General features: G+C 64.7%; 24 protein-coding genes and 1 tRNA gene. 8 read left to right on the plus strand and 17 right to left on the minus strand.

Translation table 11 applies throughout. The features are described 5' to 3' along the window. Positions 1–2 precede the first annotated feature (2 nt). Entirely contained in the window at positions 3–323 is a 321-nt protein-coding gene (locus tag CK228_RS19330; RefSeq protein WP_095788875.1) for a DUF167 family protein, read from the minus strand. A 13-nt stretch (positions 324–336) separates the two neighbouring features. Further along, the gene (locus tag CK228_RS19335; RefSeq protein WP_027047523.1) at positions 337–627 is read right to left on the minus strand and encodes a YggT family protein; all 291 of its coding nucleotides are present in this window, start codon (positions 625–627) and stop codon (positions 337–339) included. 145 nt (positions 628–772) lie between these two features. Between CK228_RS19335 and CK228_RS19340 the strand changes: the two genes are divergently transcribed. The 5 genes from CK228_RS19340 (at position 773) to CK228_RS19365 (ending at position 4,122) form a co-directional block, all read left to right on the plus strand. After that, positions 773–848: transfer RNA gene (locus tag CK228_RS19340), tRNA-Ala, on the plus strand. A 315-nt stretch (positions 849–1,163) separates the two neighbouring features. Then, complete coding sequence (locus CK228_RS19345) at positions 1,164–1,913, plus strand: helix-turn-helix transcriptional regulator (RefSeq protein ID WP_095774707.1); 750 nt, start codon at positions 1,164–1,166, stop codon at positions 1,911–1,913. Positions 1,914–2,326: 413 nt separating this feature from the next. Then, positions 2,327–3,385 carry a SagB/ThcOx family dehydrogenase gene (locus tag CK228_RS19355; protein ID WP_245438070.1) on the plus strand — a complete coding sequence of 353 codons (1,059 nt, stop codon included), beginning with the start codon at positions 2,327–2,329 and terminating at the stop codon, positions 3,383–3,385. Between the two features lie 66 nt (positions 3,386–3,451). After that, positions 3,452–3,697: a hypothetical protein gene (locus CK228_RS19360; RefSeq protein ID WP_095774709.1), complete on the plus strand. Its 246-nt coding sequence runs from the start codon at positions 3,452–3,454 to the stop codon at positions 3,695–3,697. A gap of 104 nt (positions 3,698–3,801) precedes the next feature. Continuing rightward, entirely contained in the window at positions 3,802–4,122 is a 321-nt protein-coding gene (locus tag CK228_RS19365) for a hypothetical protein (protein WP_095774710.1), read from the plus strand. Between the two features lie 52 nt (positions 4,123–4,174). Here the strand turns inward: CK228_RS19365 and CK228_RS19370 are convergent, their stop codons facing one another. The 4 genes from CK228_RS19370 to CK228_RS35345 all read right to left on the minus strand — a co-directional run bounded on the left by CK228_RS19370 (position 4,175) and on the right by CK228_RS35345 (position 6,823). Next, positions 4,175–5,125, minus strand: a complete 951-nt coding sequence (locus CK228_RS19370; RefSeq protein ID WP_095788877.1) for an energy transducer TonB — start codon at positions 5,123–5,125, stop codon at positions 4,175–4,177. Further along, the gene (gene exbD / locus CK228_RS19375) at positions 5,122–5,589 is read right to left on the minus strand and encodes a TonB system transport protein ExbD (protein WP_095788878.1); all 468 of its coding nucleotides are present in this window, start codon (positions 5,587–5,589) and stop codon (positions 5,122–5,124) included. The genes CK228_RS19370 and exbD overlap by 4 nt, the downstream gene beginning before the upstream one ends. 7 nt (positions 5,590–5,596) lie before the next feature. Further along, complete coding sequence (gene exbB, locus CK228_RS19380; protein WP_095788879.1) at positions 5,597–6,565, minus strand: tonB-system energizer ExbB; 969 nt, start codon at positions 6,563–6,565, stop codon at positions 5,597–5,599. 90 nt (positions 6,566–6,655) lie between these two features. Further along, positions 6,656–6,823: a hypothetical protein gene (locus CK228_RS35345; protein WP_179295975.1), complete on the minus strand. Its 168-nt coding sequence runs from the start codon at positions 6,821–6,823 to the stop codon at positions 6,656–6,658. A gap of 14 nt (positions 6,824–6,837) precedes the next feature. On the opposite strand from CK228_RS35345, the gene CK228_RS19385 reads away from it, so the two are divergent. Further along, a complete protein-coding gene (locus CK228_RS19385) occupies positions 6,838–7,521 on the plus strand; it encodes an isochorismatase family cysteine hydrolase (protein WP_095788880.1) in 684 nt (227 codons plus the stop codon). A 6-nt stretch (positions 7,522–7,527) separates the two neighbouring features. On the opposite strand, the gene CK228_RS19390 is transcribed toward CK228_RS19385, so the two are convergent. Next, positions 7,528–8,469, minus strand: a complete 942-nt coding sequence (locus tag CK228_RS19390) for an LLM class flavin-dependent oxidoreductase (protein ID WP_095789035.1) — start codon at positions 8,467–8,469, stop codon at positions 7,528–7,530. A 137-nt stretch (positions 8,470–8,606) separates the two neighbouring features. Further along, positions 8,607–8,762, minus strand: a complete 156-nt coding sequence (locus CK228_RS19395; protein WP_010912229.1) for a hypothetical protein — start codon at positions 8,760–8,762, stop codon at positions 8,607–8,609. Positions 8,763–9,053: 291 nt separating this feature from the next. Between CK228_RS19395 and CK228_RS19400 the strand changes: the two genes are divergently transcribed. Next, positions 9,054–9,821, plus strand: a complete 768-nt coding sequence (locus CK228_RS19400; RefSeq protein ID WP_095774714.1) for an SDR family oxidoreductase — start codon at positions 9,054–9,056, stop codon at positions 9,819–9,821. A 22-nt stretch (positions 9,822–9,843) separates the two neighbouring features. Here the strand turns inward: CK228_RS19400 and CK228_RS19405 are convergent, their stop codons facing one another. The 7 genes from CK228_RS19405 to CK228_RS19435 all read right to left on the minus strand — a co-directional run bounded on the left by CK228_RS19405 (position 9,844) and on the right by CK228_RS19435 (position 17,646). Then, complete coding sequence (locus CK228_RS19405; protein WP_095788881.1) at positions 9,844–10,788, minus strand: ABC transporter permease; 945 nt, start codon at positions 10,786–10,788, stop codon at positions 9,844–9,846. Then, complete coding sequence (locus CK228_RS19410) at positions 10,785–11,840, minus strand: ABC transporter permease (protein ID WP_095788882.1); 1,056 nt, start codon at positions 11,838–11,840, stop codon at positions 10,785–10,787. Before CK228_RS19410 ends, CK228_RS19405 begins: the two co-directional genes overlap by 4 nt. Next, entirely contained in the window at positions 11,840–13,330 is a 1,491-nt protein-coding gene (locus CK228_RS19415) for an ABC transporter ATP-binding protein (RefSeq protein WP_095788883.1), read from the minus strand. The genes CK228_RS19410 and CK228_RS19415 overlap by 1 nt, the downstream gene beginning before the upstream one ends. A gap of 271 nt (positions 13,331–13,601) precedes the next feature. After that, positions 13,602–14,633: a BMP family protein gene (locus tag CK228_RS19420; protein ID WP_095774718.1), complete on the minus strand. Its 1,032-nt coding sequence runs from the start codon at positions 14,631–14,633 to the stop codon at positions 13,602–13,604. 154 nt (positions 14,634–14,787) lie between these two features. After that, complete coding sequence (gene pcaF / locus CK228_RS19425) at positions 14,788–15,993, minus strand: 3-oxoadipyl-CoA thiolase (RefSeq protein WP_095789036.1); 1,206 nt, start codon at positions 15,991–15,993, stop codon at positions 14,788–14,790. A 1-nt stretch (position 15,994) separates the two neighbouring features. Beyond that, positions 15,995–16,792 (minus strand): CoA-transferase subunit beta, encoded by a 798-nt coding sequence (locus tag CK228_RS19430; RefSeq protein WP_095788884.1) that lies wholly within the window; start codon positions 16,790–16,792, stop codon positions 15,995–15,997. Further along, positions 16,789–17,646 (minus strand): CoA transferase subunit A, encoded by an 858-nt coding sequence (locus tag CK228_RS19435; protein WP_095774720.1) that lies wholly within the window; start codon positions 17,644–17,646, stop codon positions 16,789–16,791. The genes CK228_RS19430 and CK228_RS19435 overlap by 4 nt, the downstream gene beginning before the upstream one ends. Positions 17,647–17,763: 117 nt before the next feature. Between CK228_RS19435 and CK228_RS19440 the strand changes: the two genes are divergently transcribed. Then, entirely contained in the window at positions 17,764–18,534 is a 771-nt protein-coding gene (locus CK228_RS19440) for an IclR family transcriptional regulator (protein WP_095788885.1), read from the plus strand. Between the two features lie 41 nt (positions 18,535–18,575). On the opposite strand, the gene CK228_RS19445 is transcribed toward CK228_RS19440, so the two are convergent. After that, positions 18,576–19,874: an FAD-binding oxidoreductase gene (locus CK228_RS19445; protein WP_179295976.1), complete on the minus strand. Its 1,299-nt coding sequence runs from the start codon at positions 19,872–19,874 to the stop codon at positions 18,576–18,578. Between the two features lie 2 nt (positions 19,875–19,876). Next, positions 19,877–21,247 carry a glutamine synthetase family protein gene (locus CK228_RS19450; RefSeq protein WP_095788886.1) on the minus strand — a complete coding sequence of 457 codons (1,371 nt, stop codon included), beginning with the start codon at positions 21,245–21,247 and terminating at the stop codon, positions 19,877–19,879. Positions 21,248–21,249 lie beyond the last annotated feature (2 nt).

Here is a 21,249-nt window from a genome sequence, read left to right on the forward strand (position 1 = left end):
CGTCAGCCAGAGGATTGACCGAGTGCTTCGACGCTCCGTGCCAGCACCTTCGGATCACCGGCTATGCGCAGCGTCTTGAGCCGTGCCGTGCCGCCGGCGACCACCGAAACGGCCGACGCCGGCACACCCAGCGTCTTGGCCACCAGCCTCTCCAGCGCGTGATTGGCGGCGCCGTTTTCCGGCACGGCGCGGACCCGCGCCTTGAAATGGCTTCGCCCGTCCGCTGCCGTTTCGACACCTTCCAACCTGTCCACGGAAGATTTTGGTGTCAGCCGCACGAACAGGTCGATGCCGTTCTCACGGATGCGGAACGGCGCGCTCATGCGATCGGCAGACTCACAGCACCAGCGGTGCTACCGTGGTGAGAATGAACTGCCTGACGAAGAACAGGATCAAGAGCAGGATGATCGGCGAAATGTCGATACCGCCAAGGTCCGGCATGAAGCGGCGGATCGGCCGCAGCGCCGGCTCGGTCAGCCGGTAGAGCATATTGCCGATGCTGCCGACGAACTGGTTGCGCGAATTGACGACGTTGAAGGCATAGAGCCAGGAAAAGATCGCCGAGGCGATGATGATCCACCAGTAGAGGTCAAGCGCCATGACGATGGTCTGAATGAGGGCGAGCATGCCGGTCTCCAATTGTTGCCGACATGTAGCCATTGCACGCCAAACCGGCAAGGGCCGGCAACCGAAGCGCCAGGCAACGAGGATTTCGGCAACGCAGCCTTGACAGAAATCAGCCGCGCCCGATAAATGCGCCACTTGCTGGAACGGGGCTGTAGCTCAGCTGGGAGAGCGCATCGTTCGCAATGATGAGGTCAGGGGTTCGATCCCCCTCAGCTCCACCAGCAAAGTCGTCGGTTCTCCACTTTTTCTGCCGCGCCGCCGGGACGCATGGTCGTCCCACGCGGCGCCGCGCGCCAATGTCACCCCAAAGCAGGCCGCAGGCAATTTCGCGACCTCCGGGCCAGGCAATTGTCAATTGGACTTATGGCGATGGCCGTTGCCGGATCGCCGCTATTTTTTTTGGAAGCCGCCCCATTAGAGTGGCGTTCTCAAATCGTTTTTTCTGTGTGTTGTGACAAGGCGTTTCGGCGGGGGCGACCGAAGGCGCTATACGGATTCCGAGTTGAAATGAAGAATTCGCCTGCGAAAGCAAAGACGTGTCCATTCGCGAGAACCTCGCTGCAAATCTCAGACGGCTCTGCAAGAACCATGCCTCCGTTAGTGCGGTATGCCGTGAGTTGGGTATCAACCGCACGCAGTTCGAGCGGTACCTGCAAGGGCAGACCGTTCCGAACAAGGCCACCGCCAAGCTGATCTGCGACTACTTCCGCATCAACGAGCCCGAACTCTACCAGGACCCTGGCGCACCCGAGCACAGGGCTCCCGGTCTGCCGCCGATTTCCGAAAGTCTGTTCAACCAGATGATCCGCCCGCCCGCCCCGTCGATCGCGGGCGGTACCTATTTCACCTACTTTTCGATCCCCACCCGTCCCGACCTCTTGATGCGTTCGGTGACCTTCGTGCGTCGCGAGGCCGAGCTGGTCACATTCCGCCGGGTCACCGGGTGGTCGGAGCGCCGTGGCTCGACATGGGCGCGGGCGCGCGGCAACCACTATGGTGTGGCGATCTCGCGCCTGAACTGGATCTATTTCAGCGGCGTCAACCGTCGCCAGACCGGCGAACCGTCGCTGATCTCCGTGCAATGGGCTCCGATCTCCGAACCGGTGCTGACGGGCAAGGCCATGCTTCTGACAGAGGCCGGGCCGGCATTCGTATCGGTCATCATGCGGCAGGATATGTCCGGCATCCGGCCACGGCATGCCATCCGCATGGCGCATGTCGTCGGGCTCGACGATCCCGGCATCGATCAACTCGTCGTCAGCCTCGCCCGAGACGGGCTGGGTTAGTCGATCGGTTACGCTAAATAAGAATAAGAATATCCCAAAAAAGCGTATGCTAGCGATTGCCTACTCCGTATCTGAGCAAAATCGATATTTTAGACTTTACCGCCAAGAAAGATATTTTAGACCACGTCGGCTTTACTACAATTTTAACAAACCATTAACTCTTTCGACCTTACCTTTCTTCACGCGGATCCCGCTGTGGGGATCTTTCAACAGATCCCATTGGGGGTCGGGAAAAGGGACGAAAATGGCCAAGAAAGTGAACAATGCCCCGAAGCTGACGGTTGCGGCGGGCACGCAGACTGTCTTCTTCTCGCAGGGCATGCACTACAACAAGCGCTGAGGTCGTTCGGCGCCGATGGGCGGTTCGCCTGTCGGCGCCTCACATTGGCAAAACGGCATTCAGCATCATGAAAATGCGCTCTTCAAAAACGCTCGTCCTGTATCCCGGGACCAACAAGGTCACGGCCTGCAATTTCCTGACCCGAAGCGTCTTCGAATGCAGCCCCGAGGTGATCGGTCTTCTCGCATCCTGGGACGAATGGGCCTCCCCCGCGGAAATCGCGCGCGCTCACGGATGGTCGAGGTCCGACCTGAACGCCGTCGTCCCGCAATTGCTCGATTTTTCCGCCCTGGTCACCGCCGGTTCGCCGCTGGCCGAACAGGAAACAAGATTCTCCGGACAGTGGAACTGGGGCATCCCGACCGCGCTGATGCATTTCTGCGTCCAGGACTCGGAGTTCATGACCATTGAGCAAGCCGAGGCCCGCCAAATCGAACGCGCCGGCCATGTCGCGCAGCCCGACCTCATGCTCAAGAATGCCGCCGACGCCATTCGGCTGCCGAACGCGCTCGACGACAACGAACTCCTGACCCTGATGGCGCGGCGCCGCACCAACCGCACCGCGGCCGCCCCCACGATCACCGCGCGGCAGCTTTCCGACTGCCTGTTCGCGGGCATGGGCATCACCGGCGAGACCAGCAACTGCGTCGGCGCCCTGCCGCTGGGCATGACCCCCTCGGGCGGCGCACGCAATCCTTACGAGGCCTATGTGGTTGCGCTTGGCGTCGAGAGCCTGGAGCCCGGCGTCTACCACTATTCCGCCGCCGATCACGACCTCGGCAGGATCTCGGCCAACCATCTGCCGAGGATTTCCGAACTGGTCGGCGGGCAGGAATGGGCTGATGCCATGCCTTGCCTGATCCTGCTTTGCGCCAAGCTCGACCGCACCATGTGGAAATATGAGGATGCCAACGCCTACCGCGTCGTGCTGATCGAGGCCGGCCATATCGGCCAGAACATGATGCTGGCGGCGACCAGGCATGGTCTGTCGGCCTGCCCCACGGCAGCGCTCAGCCATTCGGCGATCAAGCGTCTTCTCGGCCTCGACCGCCTCACCGATGCACCCATCTATGCGTTGACCCTTTCGACCCCGGAACCAAACCCGCATTCGGCGGGCCAGGCCATTAATTAGCCGTCTTAGTATGTCCGTGTAGCCAATACGCGTTCCCTGAGTTTCACCAGATGACAGGAGAAGCACGTGGCCAATCAGTCCCTACGTCAGTCAGAGATCGATAGCCTTCAATATATCGCGACGATGAGCAATGAGCTCGTACAGATGGCCGAAGCAAGCCGTTTTCCCATGATCTCCTACCTGCTCGGCATGGCCTATGCCGAAGCCTTCGACGTCCTGCGCGGCGCGCAGCCGGCAAGGCATGCGCAGCTCAGCGGCAACCCGATGCATGCCAGGCCGAAGGACAACCACGCTCAGCAGAGGAGAGCGTAGCGGATGCAACACTCAGCCCTGCGCGCTCTGGTACCGCGACCCCCGCCTTGATCGCCCGCGGCCCGCAAATGGACTTCATGCATAGAGATTCGAGGGATCCGCCAATGAACATGATCGCACCCATCAGGAGCGCCGACGCCACGGACAGCGTCTTCGGCCGGCTCCAGACCCTGATCGCCCGTCGGCCGGCATCGCCGGATGCCGCACGCGCCGAGGCCCGGCAAATGATTTCCCTGGCCATGGCCGACACCTGGCAGGCAGACAGCCTATGGGGCGCGGCGGACGCCTTCCACGCCCATTTCGACTTCATGATGCAGACCATCGAGATCAACGGCGCCGACGATCCGAACCTCAGGACACTGCGCGTGAAATGCCGCTTCTATCTGGAGCAGGTCGAAGCGCTGTGCCATTCGATGAGCCACTGACCGCGGTCCTCACAAAGATCGGACAGCACCAGTATCGGGCCGGGCCTCTGCTCTAATCCCGCAAATTGAACACGAACGGCGCCGTGCGGCTGACGCGCGAGCCGAGTCCCGGCGGCGGTGCCGGCACCGTTGCGCCCTGCAGCACGGCGAGCGCGGCGCGGTCGAGGTCGGGATCGCCGGAAGAACGGGCCACGCGCGCCGACACCACCCTGCCCGATGCGTCCACCGCGAAGGCCACGTTCACATTGCCCTGCGCTCCCCTGGATTTCGCGGCACTTGGATAACGCTTGTGCCGATTGATCCACGACGCCAGCCGGGATTCCCACTTGGCCGGATCTATGCCCGAGACCCCTGCCGCCGATTTCGGCGCGGCCGCCCTGGCCGCCGGCCTTGTCTGTGCGCTTGCGGTGGCAACCGTCCTTGCCGGCTCGGCCTTTTCCTTCCTTGGCCGCGGCTTCGGCTTTTCGGCCGGTTTTTTCGCCTTGGCCTGGGCCGGTTTCTTTTCCTTGGTTTTCTCGACCGGCTTCGGCTGCGGCAACGCAATGACGACCTCTGGCGTCACGGCTTCGACGATTTCGGGAACGACCTGATCCGGCGGCGGCTGGTCGATCGGTTCGGCGTCAGCTGTCGTGGTCGGCTCGGTCCCGTCGGGCGGCACCGTTTCCGGTTGCTCGGCTGTCGGTTCGGTCTGTTCGGCCATTTTCTCGGGTTCGGCTTCGGCGACCCTCTCGGCCTCCTCGGCTGGTTCGGCCTGGTCGGGCATCGCCGCTTCCAGCATCGCGGCCTGTTCGGGCACGGCCGGCATCACCGCCATCGGCACCATTTCGATCACCGGAGCCGGCGGCGGTCCGCCATCCACCTCGATCGGACTGAAGCTCTGCACCGCATAGGCGACCGCGACATGGGCGCCAAGCACCAGCGCCGCCGCACCCGTCCACAAGCCAAGGTCGCGCCAGCCGAAGCGCGTCGGGTAAGTCGTCGGCAGGGCCGCCGCCTGCGTCATGGCGCCGCCGTTCCCGCGGGAGCGTGTGCCGGCGCATCGCTCGCGGGCGCCGTCTCCAGGCCGACCAGCGCGATCTTCAGATAGCCGGCGCCGCGCAGCAGGTTCATGGTCTCCATCAGGTCGCCATAGGCGACCGCCTTGTCGGCGCGCATGAAGATACGCGTCTGCTTGTCACCCCTGGTCCTGCTGTCCAACGTGGCCGCGAAGGCCGGACGCGGCACGCTGTCATTGCCGATAGCCAGCGTAAGATCATCCTTCAAGGTCAGGAACAGCGGCGTTTCGGGTCGCGGCGCGGGCGTCGCCGTCGAGCCCGGCAGGTCGACATTGACGTCCACCGTCGCCAGCGGCGCGGCGACCATGAAGATGATCAGCAGCACCAGGATGACGTCGATGAAGGGCGTGACGTTGATCTCGTGGCTCTCCTCGAGATCGTCGTCCAGGGTCTGGCGGATTCTGCTTCCCATGGCGTCGCTACTCCGCCGCCAGCGCCGTCGCCGGCGCGACCGTGCGGAAATCCAGGTCTCGGCTGACCAGCCTCTCGACGCCCGCCGAGGCATCGGCGAGGATCTGGCGGTAGCCGGCTATCGAGCGGGCGAAGACATTGTAGACCACCACTGCTGGAATTGCCGCGACGAGGCCCATCGCCGTGGCCAGCAGCGCCTCGGCAATGCCCGGCGCGACCACTGCCAGATTGGTGGTTTGCGCCTGCGAAATGCCGACGAAGGCGTTCATGATGCCCCAGACCGTGCCGAACAGGCCGACGAAAGGTGCGGTGGAGCCAATCGTCGCCAGCACGCCTGTGCCGCGCGACATGCGCCGCGACGCCGCCGCCTCGATGCGCGACAGGCGCGAGGTGACCCGTTCCTTCAACCCGTCGCCGCCGACATGGTCGAGCGCGCCGGCCGAGAGTGCGGTCTCTTCTTCCGCCGCCTTGACCAGAAGCGCGCCGGGGCCGCCGCTGCGATCGAGCGCGCGGCTCGCCTGCGTCAGCGTCACGGCATCACCGATCGCGCGAACGGCACGGCGGATGCGCAGCTTGCCGCCAAAAATCTCCAGCGATTTGGCCAGCCATATCGTCCAGGTGACGAGCGAGGCGAAGGCCAGTCCGATCATCACCGCCTTCACGATGATGTCGGCCGCCATGAACATGCCCCATGGCGACAGATCGTGCGGCAGGGTCAGCTCCATCGCCCCCGTCGGCGCTGCTGCGACGGGCGCCACAGCTGCTGGCGCGCCGGGCGGCGGTGTCGCGGGCCCTGATGTGGCCGGGGCCGTTGCGGCGGGTGCCGGTGCGGTAGACGCCGGCGCTGCCCCTGCGGCGGAGGCCGCGCCGGCGTCTACCGCAGGGGCAGCGCCGGCCGGCTGTTGCTGGGCCGATACAATGCAGACCGACAGGATGACGGATGCGACCAACGCTGCAAGCAAACTGGTTCTAGACAACAACAGCTTCTTCCTTGTCCTCACAACGGCCGGCCGCTTCCTATTCCGCCACCCCGGCGGTCCGATCTCCGGGCATGAAACATGACTCTACTAGTCAACATTGAAGATGAGTGCAACAGTCAACAATTCGTCGGGACGACCGATGACGTTCGCCGGCGGCAGCACGATGCCCGCAACATCCTGCTTCTTGGCGTCAGAGCCGCGGCCTGAGTGGACGAGTTGAGCTTCGCCAGTCAGGATGGCTCTCACGATCGGCAAGGAGACCCTCTCGGATGATCAAGGCAACGCCCTTCGACTTCCCGTATGACGGCAGGCTGGCGGCCGAAAACACGGCGCTTGTCGTCATCGACCTGCAGCAGGATTTCCTGTCGACCACGGGCTATTTCGCCAGAAAAGGATATGACCCCTCGCCGCTGCGGGCGATCCTGCCCACGGTGAACCGGCTGATATCAGCCGCGCGCAAAGCCGGCGTCGCGGTCATCCACACCAGGCAGGGCTATCGCGCCGACATGGCCGACATGACGCCCTATGAGAAATGGCGCCGCAGGCGCTCCGGTCTCGACGGCACAGACATACTGCTGCGCTCGGGCGCGGGGTTCCAGATCGTTCCGGAGATCGATGTCGCGCCTGATGACATCATCGTCGACAAGACCTGCAACAGCGCCTTCACCTATACGGATTTCGAGCTTGTGCTGCGCGCGCAAGGCATCACGCATCTCATGTTTTCCGGCTGCACGACCGACGTCTGCGTCCACACCACGCTGCGCGAGGCCTGCGACCGCAACTTTCAGTGCCTGACGATCTCGGACGCCTGCGCCAGCGGCGACAGACAAGCCCACGAGGCGGCGCTGCACATGGTGACGGTCGAGGACGGCGTCTTCGGCGTCCTGGCCGATTCGGCCGCCGTCATCGATGGCCTGTCGCGGCTTGGCGACAGGCATCACGCAGACGATTGATCGGCTTCACCCTGCTGCACGCGTCTCCAGCCCCGTGCGAGGCGCGTAGGCCCCCGGCTGGAAAACATCATGTTCGCGGCGCGCCAGCGAGTTGCGCAGCAGCGCGATCGTTTCCCGGCCGGCCGTCGCGATCTCGCGCGGCGTGTCGACGCCGATGATCATGAACTCATCGATCCCGAGCCCGGCATAGGCAAGCAGCGACAACGCGACCTGGGCAGGCGGCCCGGACAGGTCGACCGCCTTGTGGCCGGCGGCGGAAGCGCCCTGGTGGATCCGCACCGGAAGCGCGAAGCGCAGTTTGCCGGCCCGGCCATGTTCGGCCGCGGCGCCACGCACCCGCTCCATCAACTGGCTGACATCGTCGATCGAGCCCGGTGCCAGTTCGAAGACATCAGCATGCCGGCCGGCCACTTTCAGCGCCGTTCCTGATTGCCCGCCCATGCGGATGGTCAGGTCGGCGCCGTGCGGGCCTTTGCGCGGCACGTAGCCGCCCCTGATACTGTAGAAGGCGCCTTCATGATCGAAGGGTCGGTCATTCGACCACAGCCGCTTCAAAAGCACGAGATATTCGTCGATGCGCTGCCAGACGACGCTGTGCCCGACCGGCCGTGACTCGGCATCGTCATCGTTCAACGGCTCGCTGATCATCCGGAGCGCCAGCCGGCCGCCGCTTTTTCGATCTATCGATGCCAGCTGACGGGCCGCCACGGTTGGCTCGACGACACCTGCCCAGTGGGTCAGCACGACCTCGAGCGCGGCGGTGCGGTCGAGCACCTGAGCGGCAAGATCCATGTTGGTCAGCAGCCCGGCCGAATCGTCGACGACGATCTTCTGAAACCCGCCATCCTCGATCAGTCCTAGCTTGGTCGTCGTCTCGGCAAAATCATAGAAAAACGGAATGGCGGCGTCGGCGGTCTTGCCGGGGACATGGGTGAATTCGATCGGCATTGTCATCTCCTCCATCGCTGGAATCATGGATGCGCTGAAATTCGAATCGCGGCCGCGCGCAAACGCACCGGGATCCGGTTCATTCAACTCCGATTGCCTGATACAGCGCGGCGGCCGGCCCCTGTCGATCCGGTGCCCTAGGGAATAAGGCCCAGAACGACGGCCCCGGTGAACACGAACGCAAGGGCAAAGACGAGATAGGCGAAAGCTCCGGCATAGGCCGGGCGAAAGGTCTGGGCATTGGCCAGCCTCTGGCCGCTGCTGTCAGTCTGAGCGTTCTGGATATAGGACATATCGACCTCCGTCTCGCCGCTTAATCTATAAAACTTGTAGACTTTGTCGATTGCTATTTTTGCGCTGTAGGCAGAATAATTTTCTCCCTCCAGGGGATAAGTTGGTCATGAATTGCTGGGATCGCTTGCTGGCGCAATTGATCGGCAGGGCATGAGCCTTCCTCCGGGCGCGTCCGAATGGACCTATGGCCTTGTTCCCGCTGCACCCAATTGGTCCATTGGCCGCCTTGTGCGGGCGCGGTAGCATCCCCCGACAAGCAAATGCGAACTGGATCGAACAGGGGAATAAAAATGGGCGAAAGACTGGCCGGCAAGGTTGCCATCATTTCGGGCGGCGCGACGGGAATGGGCGGAGCGGCCTCGGAACTGTTCGCGGCTGAAGGCGCCAAGGTGGCGATCATCGACCGCAATGGCGAGGCAGCCGCCGCCACCGCGACGGCAATCCGTGCACGCGGCCATGTCGCCGAGCATTTTGTCGCCGACGTGTCCGACGAGGCGCAGGTTCAGGCGGCAGTGAAGGGCGCGACCGAAAAACTCGGCCCGGTCACGGTGCTGTTCAATCACGCCGGCACCATCGTGATAAAGCCGTTCCTGGAGACGACCGTGCAGGAATGGGACTGGCTGCATGCCGTCAATGTGCGTTCGATGTTCCTGATGACGCGCGCCGTGCTGCCCGGCATGATCGCGGCGGGCGGCGGCTCGATCGTCTGCACCTCGTCGATCTCGGCGGTGGCGGCGACACCGAACGAAGTGCTCTACGACACCACCAAGGGCGCCTGCCACATGTTCGCCCGCGCCATTGCCGTCGAGTTCCGCGACCGCAACATCCGCTGCAACGCCGTCTGCCCCGGCTTTATCAGGACACCGCACGGCCTGCGCGAGGTCGCCGACCTCGGCAAGCTCGGCGTCGACGTCTCCGACGCGGCACTGGCTGCGCAGCAGGGCCGCATCGGCGAGCCGGAAGAGGTGGCCAAGGCCGCGCTGTATTTGGCCAGCGACGAATCGAGCTTCGTCAACGGCGCGCATCTGTTCGTCGACAATGGTTTTACGGCGATGTGAGCTTTCCAGGAGAAGGGCCTCGCTACCGCTCTTCCCTGCGAAACGGCTTCAACAACGCCGACGGCGCCACCGCGTTGCGCGACATCACCGCCATCGCGACGATGGTGAAGATGAACGGCAGCATCAGAAACGCCTCGTAGGGGATGTGCCCGAGTCCGCTCGCCTGCATGCGCAGCTGCAGCGCATCGACAAAGGCGAACAGCAGTGCCGCGCCCGCCGAGCGCCACGGGTCCCAGCGGCCGAACACCACCAGCGCGATCGCCACCCAGCCGCGTCCGGAGACGACACCGAAGGTGAAGGCGTTGAACTGCGCCATCGACAGGAAGGCGCCGGCCAGCCCCATCAGGGCGCCGCCGAGGATGACGGCCTGGAAGCGCGTGGCAATGACGCTGACGCCGGCCGAATCGGCGGCGCGCGGGTTCTCACCGACCATGCGCACCGACAGGCCCCAGGGCGTGCGGTAAAGCACGAAGGCCGCGAGCGGTATGGCGATGATCGCCATGTAGACCAGCGCGAACTGGTTGAACACCGCCGGCCCGAGCACCGGAATGTCCGATAGAACCGGGATCGGCAGCGTCTGAAAGCCCTTGATGGCAGGCGGCACCGATTGCTGACCGAAGATCAGCCGGTAGAGGAAATAGGCAAGGCCCGACGAGAACAAAGTCACGCCGATGCCGCAGACATGCTGGCTCAGGCCCAGTGCCACGGTGAACAGCGCATGCAGCGCGCCCATCAGCATCCCGGTCAGCACCGCCACCAGGACGCCGAGCCACAGGCTGCCGCTGAGGCTGGTGGCGGTGAAGCCAGTCATGGCGCAGAGCAGCATGATGCCTTCGATGCCGAGATTGAGCACGCCGGCGCGCTCGGAGAACATTTCGCCGAGCGTGGCGAAGGCCAGCGGCGTGGCGATGCGGATGATGGCGGCCAAAAAGCCGACCTGGAAGATCTGTTCCAGCACCGCGCTCATCGGGCGGCCCCCACACGGCGAATGCGATAGGCTGTAAACAGCAGGGCCACCAGCATGGCGAGCAAGGCGGTGCCCTGGATGACGTCGCTGAGGAACGCCGGCACGCCGGTCGCGCGCGACATCGCCTCGGCGCCGGTCATTACGGCGGCGAGGAAGATCGCCGCCGGCACCACGCCCAGCGGATTGAGCCGCGCCAGCATGGCGACGACGATGCCGGAATAGCCGTAGCCGGGCGAGATGTCGCTCATCACCTGGAAATGCACGCCGCCGACTTCGCCGACGCCGGCGAGCCCCGCCAGCGCGCCGGACATGAGCGCGGCCGAGAGCAGCACACGCTCGACAGGGATGCCGCCGTAGCGGGCGGCTTCCGGGTTCTCGCCGGTGACCCTGATGCGGAAACCAAGCGTGGTGCGCGCGATGAGGAACCAGATCAGAGGTGCTGCGATCAGCGCCACGATGACGCCCAGATGCAGCCGCGTGCCTTCGACCAGCACCGGGAAATTGGCCGAATCCTCGATTGGCGGCGAGATCGGATAGCCACTGAAGCTGTCCTTCCACGGCCCTTCGATCAGCGCCATCAGCGCGTAGTAGATGACCGAGTTGAGCAGCAGCGAGCTGACGACATCGTCGACCTTGAATTTGACCCGCAGCGTCGCCGGCACCAACGCGACTGCGGCACCGGCGGCGGCGCCGACAATTGCCATCAACAGCATGGCGAGCGCTCCCGGCATCGGAATGGCGCCGACAAAGCAGCTGGCGACGGCACCGGCCAGCAATTGCCCCTCTGCGCCGATGTTCCAGAATTTGGCGCGGAAGGCGACGGCGACCGCCAGTCCGGTGAAGATCATCGGTGCGGCGCGCACCAGCGTTTCGGTGATGGCGTAGCTGTCGCCGAGCGAGGCCGTGAACATCACGCCGTAAGATTCGAGCACGCCAGCGCCAGCCAGCGCGATCAGGCCGCTGCACAGGACAAGCGTCGCCGCGATCGCCACCAACGGAAGCGCAAGATTGAACCAGGTCGGCGTTGAGTTGCGCACTTCCAGGCGAAACATCAGCCGTGGCCCTCCGCTCCGGTCATCAGCAGGCCGAGCCGCGCGATCGTCGCGTCGGCACTGTCGAGCGTGCCGGCGATGCGGCCCTCATACATCACCGCGATGCGGTCGCAGAGCACCAGCAGCTCTTCGAGATCCTCGCCGATGACGATGATGCCACAGCCCTTGGCGCGCATGTCGAGGAACTTCTCGTGGATGAAGCGGGCAGCCCCGATGTCGAGGCCGCGCGTCGGCTGAGAGACGATCAAAACCTTCGGGTCGAAGGCAAGCTCGCGGGCCAGCAGCGCCTTCTGCAGATTGCCGCCGGACAGCGCCCCGGCACGCGTCATCGGTCCAGGGCACCTGATGTCATAGGCCTTGATCTGTTCTTCGGCGAAGGTGCGGATCGCGTCCGGCTTGAGCAGGCCTTTGCTGCTGAAGGCGGCGGTACCGATGCGTGGCAGCACCATGGAATCGGCAAGCGGCAAATTGGTGACCAGACCCGTGGTCATGCGGTCCTCCGGGATGCGGCCAAGCCCAAGCGCCTGCACCTCGCGCGGCGAAAACCGCGAGACCGTCTGGCCGGCGATCGTCATCCAGCCGGCATCGGGCGCGCGCACGCCGGAGATCACTTCGGCGAGCGCCCGCTGGCCATTGCCCGACACGCCGGCAATGCCGAGGATTTCGCCGGCGCGGACGGCAAGCGACACATCGCGCAGCGCCGTGCCCGAGTGCTTCGATGTGGAAATGCCGTCGAGCGTCAGCACCGCTTCGCCCGGCGTCGAAGGCCCCCTGGCCGGTGGCACGATCTCGTGGCCGCACATCAGCTGCGCCATGGCGGCGGACGTGGTGTTGGCTGGATCGTCGACGCGGCCGGCGACACGGCCATGCCGCAGCACCGTGCAGCGATGGGTGAGCGCCCGCACCTCGTTGAGCTTGTGCGAGATGAAGATGATGCCGAGACCTTGCGCCGCCATCGAGCGCAGCGCTGAAAACAGCCCGTCGACCTCGCTCGGCGCCAGCACCGCCGTCGGCTCGTCGAGGATCAAAAGCTTTGCGCCGCGAAACAGCGCCTTGACGATCTCGAGCCGCTGCTGTTCGCCGACCGACAGCGCCGAGACCGGCAGGTCGGGATCGAGCGTCAGTCCATGCTGGCGGCCGATTTCGGCCAGCCGCGCCAGCCCGCCGGCGCGGTCGATCCGTCCCGATTTTCCGGGAATGCCGATCAAGAGGTTCTCCAGCACCGTCAGCCGTGGCGCCAGGTGAAAATGCTGATGCACCATGCCGATGCCGGCGGCCAGCGCATCGGCCGAACTGGTGATCCGCACGGGCTGCCCCTGGATCAGGATTTCCCCGGCGTCCGGCGCGTAGGCGCCGAACAGCACATTCATCAGCGTCGTCTTGCCGGCGCCGTTCTCGCCCAGCAGTCCGAGGATTTCACCGGGCGCGACGCTGAGGTCGACAGCCTCGTTCGCCTTGACGGCGCCGAAGCTCTTGGTGATGCCGCGCATTTCGATGAGTGGGGCGGGCGTCGGCAAGGATACTCCTGATCGGAATTGGCTTTACGATTCAGCTTTGACTGATCGGGTGGCGCTGCACCCCTCTCTGGCCTGCCGGCCATCTCCCCCTCAAGGGGGGAGATTGGATGTCACTTTCGGCTTTCGCCAGTTTTTCTAGGTCGAAAGAAAAGTGACTCGGGTGAAGCTGCCAATCTCCCCCCTTGAGGGGGAGATGTCCGGCAGGACAGAGGGGGGCGCTTAGCACCACCCCTCAAAGCAAGCCTCAATCCGAAACCGGTGTGTTCTCGTCGACATCCACCCGGAAATTGCCTTCGAGGATCTCGGCCTTCTTCTTCTCGACCAGATCCTTGACCTCGGCCGGCAGCGTCTTGTCGAACTTGTGGTAGGGGGCGAGATACGAACCGCCCTTGGCCATGCGCGAGAAATCGCCATAGTCCTGCGCGGTGTAGACGCCGGCCTTGACCAGTTTGATCGCCTGTTCGACCGTCGGATACATGTCCCAGACCGGGCCGGTGATGACCGTGTCGGGGCCGAGGCTCGACTGGTCCGACATGTTGGAGATGGCGAGGATTTTCTTCTCGACCGCCGCCTCGATGACGCCGAAGCGCTCGGCATAGATGACGTCGACGCCGGCATCGATCTGCGCCACCGCGGCTTCCTTGGCCTTGGGCGGATCGAAGAAGGAACCGATGAAGGCGACCTTCTTCTTGACGTTCGGATTGACCTCCTTGGCGCCGGCAAAGAAGGCGTTGACCAGCCGGTTCACTTCCGGAATGCCCATCGCCGCGACGGCGCCGACCGTGCCCGATTTCGACATCTTGCCGGCGATCATACCCGAGAGATAGGCGGGCTCATGGATCCAGTTGTCGAAGACGCCGAAATTCGGTTCGGCCGGACCGGCGCCCGAACCGAACAGCCAGGCCGTCTTCGGGAATTGTTTTGCGGTGCGGCGCGATTCACGCTCGGCGGCGAAGGCGTCGCCCAGCACCAGCTGGTAGCCGCCCTGCGCATATTCGCGCATGACGCGGCTGAAGTCGGCGGTCTGCACCTTTTCCGACCATTTGTATTCGATGCCGAGTTCCTTCTCCGCTTTCTGCAAGGCAACATGGATCTGGTTGTCCCACGGCTCCTCGATCGGCGTGGCGAAGATCGCCGCCACCTTCAGCTTCTTGTCCTTGGCGAACGCCGCACCCGGCAGCATGGCCGCTGCCAGGCCAAGCGCGCCGAGCTCCAGCACATTGCGCCGCGAAATCCCTTCGCGTGTCGACGAAGATTTGTTCTTCCGGTTTTCCATTGCAGTCCCCTCTGTTTGACAGCCGTGTCGAGCCGGCCGTTCTAAAAATCAGACGGGGAACTATGGAACGGGTCCGGACTTTTGTCCACATGGTCAAATTTGGCGACACGCCGAATCCAGCCCTGATTCTCGCTGGCCAAACGGCAGGCGGCGGTCAAGCCCGTTCGAGCGCGATGGCGATGCCCTGGCCGACGCCGATGCACATCGTCGCCAGGCCGTAGCGGCCGCCGCGCTCGCGCAGCTCCAGCGCCGCCGTGCCCGAGATGCGCGCGCCCGACATGCCCAGCGGATGGCCGAGCGCGATGGCGCCGCCATTCGGGTTGACGTGTTCGGCATCCTCGGCAATGCCGAGCTGGCGCAGCACGGCGATGCCTTGCGAGGCAAAGGCTTCGTTGAGCTCGATGACATCGAACTGTCGCGGCGTCAGGCCAAGCCGCGCGCAAAGTTTCTGCGTCGCCGGCGCCGGGCCGATGCCCATGATGCGCGGCGCAACGCCGGCGGCGGCGCCGCCGAGGATGCGGGCGATCGGCGCCAGGCCGTATTTCTTTATCGCGGCCTCCGAGGCGACGATCAGCGCCGCCGCCCCGTCATTGACGCCGGAGGCATTGCCGGCGGTTACCGTGCCGCCCTGCCGGAACGGCGTCGGCAGCTTGGCCAGCGCCTCGACCGTCGTGCCGGCGCGTGGATGTTCGTCTTTCGAGACCACCACCGCATCGCCCTTGCGCTGCGGGATGGTCACCGCGGTGATCTCCTTGGCCAGGCGGCCATTGGCCTGCGCCGCGACAGCCTTGTCCTGGCTGCGCACGGCAAAGGCGTCCTGGGCTGCGCGGGTAACGGCGAATTCTTCTGCCACGTTCTCGCCCGTCTCCGGCATCGAATCGACGCCATATTGCTTCTTCATCAGCGGGTTGACGAAACGCCAGCCGATGGTGGTGTCGTGGATCTCGGCATTGCGCGAGAACGCCGTGTCGGCCTTGGGCATGACGAAGGGCGCCCGGCTCATCGATTCGACGCCGCCGGCGATCATCAATTCCGCTTCGCCGGCCTTGATGGCCCGCGCGGCAATGGTCAGCGCATCCATGCCCGAACCACACAGGCGATTGACGGTCGAACCCGGGATTTCCTTTGGCAGGCCCGCCAGCAACAGCGCCATGCGCGCTACGTTGCGGTTGTCCTCTCCGGCCTGGTTGGCGCAGCCATAGACGACGTCGTCCACCGCCTGCCAGTCGATGCCGGCATTGCGCTCGACCAGCGCCTTCAGCGGTATGGCGCCGAGATCGTCTGATCGCACCGAGGACAGCGAACCGCCGAAGCGGCCGATCGGCGTGCGGATGTAGTCGCAGATATAGGCCTCGGCCATGTCATGCAGCCTTTGCTTTTCCGGTTCCCCCATGCGCCGCCTTGGTGCGGGCCTGCAGGTCGCGCAATGTATTGAGTTCGAGTTCGCTTGGCGCCGGTGTTTCGTCAAGCGCCTCGGCGAACTTAACCACCCAGCCACAGCTGTCCTGCACCTGCTGGCGGGTGACGCCGGGATGCAGCGACACGACCGTGAATTCCTTGGTCACCGGGTCCGGCTTCCAGATGGCGAGATCGGTGATCAGCAGTGTCGGCCCGGCGGTGTCGATGCCCAGCCGCTTGCGGTGATCGCCGCCCTCGCCATGGCCGAAGGAGGTGAAGAAGTCGATCTTCTCGACCATGCCGCGCCTGGTTTGCGCCATGGTGATGTAGATCTCCTTCGACGAGGTCGCGATCTCCGGCGCGCCGCCGCCGCCGGGGAGCCTTGTCTTGGGATGGACATAGTCGCCGATGACCGTGGTGTTGATGTTGCCGAACTTGTCGAGCTGCGCGGCACCGAGGAAACCGATCGAGATGCGGCCGCCTTGCAGCCAGTAGCGGAACATTTCCGGCACCGCGACGGTGGTGACGGCGGTCTCGCACAATTCGCCATCGCCGATCGACAGCGGCAGCACGTCAGGCGCGGTGCCGATCGTGCCGCTCTCGTAGATCAGCGTGATGTCAGGCGCATGCGTCAGCCGCGCCACGTTGCAGGCGGCGGACGGCGCGCCGATGCCGACGAAGCAGACATCGTCATTGCGCAGCGCGCGGCTGGCGGCGATCGTCATCATCTCGTTGGGGGTGAAGCCCGGATTGTCGCTCATGCAGCTTTCCTCAGATGCTCGACGCGGCCAGCGAAATCGTCGGCGCTCTTTTCGATGACATTCGCCTGCATCCAGGCATGGAACTTCTCGCGGTCGGCGGCGATCGCGTCCCATTCGAGATAGGCGGCGTTGTCGCGCGCGTAATAGCCATGGGCATAGGACGGATGCGAGCCGCCGGGCACCACCGAGATCGCCGCGATCGTCCAGCGCGGCAGCACGGTCAGATTGGGGTGCAGATCGTCGAAATTGTCGACCACCTCCTCCACCGTCACCACGGCGCGCCTGGCCGCCAGCACAGCCTCCTTCTGGATGCCGATGATGCCCTCGACCAGCACATTGCCTTTCCTGTCGGCCTTCTGCGCATGGATGAAGGTGACGTCAGGCCGAATTGAGGGAACGGCCGCCAGCACCTCGCCGGTGAACGGACAGGTGACCGACTTGATGTTCGGGTTGACCGCGGCAAGGCCTGCGCCGCGATAGCCGCGGAACACCGCGCAGGGCAGGCCGGCCGCGCCCGCCTCATAGGCGTTGGCCATGCCGGCATGGCTGTGCTCCTCGACCTCGATCGTCCGGGGAAAACCGTTCTCGATGGAATCGCGGGCGCGCCGCAGCAGGCCGACACCGGGATTGCCGACATAGGAGAAGACGATCTTCTTCGCCATGCCCATGCCGATCATCTGGTCGTAGATCAGGTCCGGCGTCATGCGGATCAGGGTCAGGTCGCGAAACCCCTGGCGAATCGCCTCATGCGCAGCGGCTGTCGGGATCAGGTGGGTGAAGCCCTCGAAGGCGACGGAGTCGCCATCGTTCAAATTCTCGGCCACGGCCTGTTTGAGCGGCAGGAACTTGACCATCGTCGACTCCCGGTCCAAAAGTTCGTATTGCGAACTTATGTTTTGTATGCGAAACTTTCTACGCCGGGTAAGGTCATGGAGTCAATCCGGGCGTCGATACCCTTTGGCGGAGGTGAGATGGGCGAAGAAGCCGCTTCCCGTGATCATGTCGGCTCGCTCGAGCGCGGCCTTGCGGTCATGGAGATCCTCGCCCGCCACCCCTCCGGCATGACGCTGACCGAAATGGCCCAGCAAGCCGGCCTGACCCGGGCCGGCGCCCGCCGTTTCCTGCTGACGCTTGTCGCATCGGGCTATGCCACCCAGGACGGCCGTGTGTTCTCGCTGTCGCCGCGCCTGCTGGCCGTTGCCCGCACATGGCTCGGTGGCGGCTCGCTGTGGAGCTTCGCCGCGCCGATCATGCGCGCGGTCGCCGCGCAGCTGAACGAGGCCTGCTCTGCGGCGATCCTGTCGGGCCAGGATGTCGTCTATGTCGCCCGCATTCCTGGCCGTCGCATCCTCAGCGTCTCGCTCGATGTCGGCACCAGGCTGCCCGCCTATTGCACCTCGATGGGGCGCATGCTGCTCGCCGGCCTAGCGCCGCAGGAACTCGACGAATTTCTGCACCAGGCGACCATCGAGAGACGGACGCCGAAGACGATCACCGACATCGGGCTGCTGGCCGAGGCCATCGGCAAGGCGAAGGCCGACGGCTTTGCCATCGTCGACGAGGAGCTGGAACTCGGCCTGCGCTCCATCGCCGTGCCGATCTGCGACCGCGCTGGCAACACGGTCGCGGCCATCAACGTCTCGACCCAGTCGGCGCGGTTTACCGTCGCCGAGATGGAGCGGGAAATCCTGCCGGCGCTGCTTGGAGCCAGACAGCGCATCGAGGATTTTTTTGTGGTCTAAGAGGTCGAACGCCGGCGGGCCAGCCTCCGATATTTGCACCCTCAGTGCTTGATCCTGTCTCGCATCGCGTACCACAGCATGCCCAGCACATAGAGCGGCCCGCGCAGCGCCGTGCCGCCGGGGAACGGCAGCGGCGTCAGCGTCGAGAACAGGTCGAGCCGCGAGGCGTCGCCGGTGATGGCTTCGGCCAAAAGCTTGCCCGACAGCGTCGACAGGATGACGCCCTTGCCGGAATAGCCATGCGCGAAATAGACCTCGCCATAGTGCCCGACATGCGGCAGCCGCGATGTCGTCACCGACACCAGCCCGCCCCAGGCATGATCGATGCGGCAGCCCCTGAGCTGCGGGAAGGTGGCTTCCATGTGAGGCCGCACGAAGCCGGCAATGTCGGCCGGCGGCGACGGCGTGTAGCGCTCGCCGCCGCCGAACAGCAGCCGTCCATCCGCCGACATACGATAGTAATTGACGACGAAGCGTGTGTCGGAGACCGCGACATTGGCCGGGATGACGTTGCGCTTGCCTTCCAGCGGCTCGGTGGCGACGATGTAATTGCCGACCGGCATGATGCGGCTGTTGACGCGCGGCTCCAGCCCATTGAGCAGCGCATCGCCCGCCAGCACGACATGTTTTGCGCGCACCGAGCCATTCGATGTCGAGACCCGGATCGAAGGCTCGCGCTCCAGCTTCACCGCCACCGAATTCTCGTGAATGGTGACGCCGGCGGCCACCGCCGCGCGGGCAAGGCCAAGCGTGTAGTTCAGCGGATGCATGTGGCCGCCAAGCGGCTCATACATCGCGCCATCATATGCGGTGTCGACCTTGGCCCGGGCGTCGGCTGCCGACAGGATCTCGACGTCGCGGAATTTCATCACGCTGTCGAGGCACTTGGCCTCTTCCTCCAAATCCTTGAGATCGGAGCCGTTGACGGCGCCGACCAGATGGCCGGTGAGCCTGAGATCGCAGTCGATGGCGTGGCGCTCGATGATATCCATCACCAGGCCGCGTGCCTCGAAGGCAAGGTCGAACAGCACCTTCGCCCGCTCCGGCCCGAAAAGCTTGACCAGGCCTTTGGCGCCCTTGCGCAGGCCGGGGATCATCTGGCCGCCATTGCGCCCCGATGCGCCCCAGCCGATCCTGCCGCCTTCGAGCAGCACCACCTTCAGGCCGCGCTCGGCGGCGTGAAGAGCAGCCGACAAGCCGGTGCAGCCGCCGCCGACGACAACCAGATCGGCTTCGACATCGCCGGCAAGCGCCGGATGGTCCGGCGCCGGATTGGCGGTGGCGACATAGTAGGATTTGCCGATATCGAGACCGGAATTGAAACCTGTTGAAGATGCCATGATCACACCTTCAGCAGCAGGTGATCGCGTTCCCAGCTCGTCACCACGCTCTGGAACAGGTCGAGCTCGACGCTCTTGACGCGCAGATAGGTCTGGAAGAAATCCTCGCCGAGCAGTTTGCGCACCGGCTCACAGGCGGTGAAGCGATCGAGCGCCTCCTCCATGGTCTTGGGCAGCGTGCTCTTGATCTTGTAGGCATTGCCCGAAGCTTCGGCCGAGCGCGCGAGTTTCTGCTCGACGCCGAGATAACCGGCGAGCAGCGAGCCGGCGATCGCCAGATAGGGATTGGAATCGGCGCCCGGCAAACGGTTCTCCACCCGCCGCGCCGAACGGCCGCCGGCCGGCACGCGCAAGCCGCAGGAGCGGTTGTCATGCGACCATTCGATGTTGGCCGGCGCGCTGTGGTTCGGCCTTATGCGGCGGAACGAATTCACATTGGGCGCGAACAGCGGCATGATTTCCGGCACATATGTCTGCAGGCCGCCGATGAAATGGCCGAACATCTCGGTGTCGGCATCATCGTCGCTGGCAAACAGCGCATTGCCCGCCTCATCGACAACCGACATGTGCAGATGCATCGAGCTGCCCGCCTGGGCCGCGATCGGCTTGGCCATGAAGGTGGCATGCATGCCGCATGGCTGCGCGGCCTGGCGCGTCAGCCGCTTGAACAAAAGCACCTGGTCGGCCAATGGCAGCGCGTCGCCATGCAGGAGGTTGATCTCCAGCTGCGCCGTGCCCGATTCATGGATCAGCGTATCGAGCGGCAGGCCGGCCGCCGCGGCGTAGTCGTAGACGCGCCGGATCACCGGCTCGAATTCTTCCAGCGCCGCCATGTCATAGGGATGCTGCACGCCCTCGGCACGGCCATTCGCCCCGACCGGCGCGATCAGCGGCCTGTCCGGATCCGGGTTGGGCGCGGTCAGATAGAATTCGACCTCCGGCGCCACCACCGCGCGCCAGCCGCGCCGGCGGTAGAGATCGAGCACGGCGCGCAGCACATGCCGCGGCGAGGCCATCCATGGCCGGCCATCCATGTGGAAGGCGTCGGCGAAGACATACGCCTTCCCTGGCCCGGCGCCCCGCGCCAGGCACAACGTCGAGACGTCAGGCACCATGCGCATGTCCGGATCCGAATAGGCAAAGCCCTCGTCGATCGAGCCGGAATAGCGGCCGTCGATGCTGACGAGAAAGGCGCTGCTCGGCAGATACAGCGCGCGGTCTTCCAGCGCCTTGAGGAATTTGACCGTCGGCAGCGCCTTGCCGCGCAGCACGCCGTTCATGTCCGGCACCAGGCATTCGACCTCGTTGATGCCGTGCTGTGCCAACCAGGCCCTGGGATCGTTGGTCGCGGTATTCGTGTTCTTATCAAGCATGT

The sequence above is a fragment of the Mesorhizobium sp. WSM4312 genome (genome assembly GCF_002294875.1).
Lineage (GTDB): Bacteria > Pseudomonadota > Alphaproteobacteria > Rhizobiales > Rhizobiaceae > Mesorhizobium.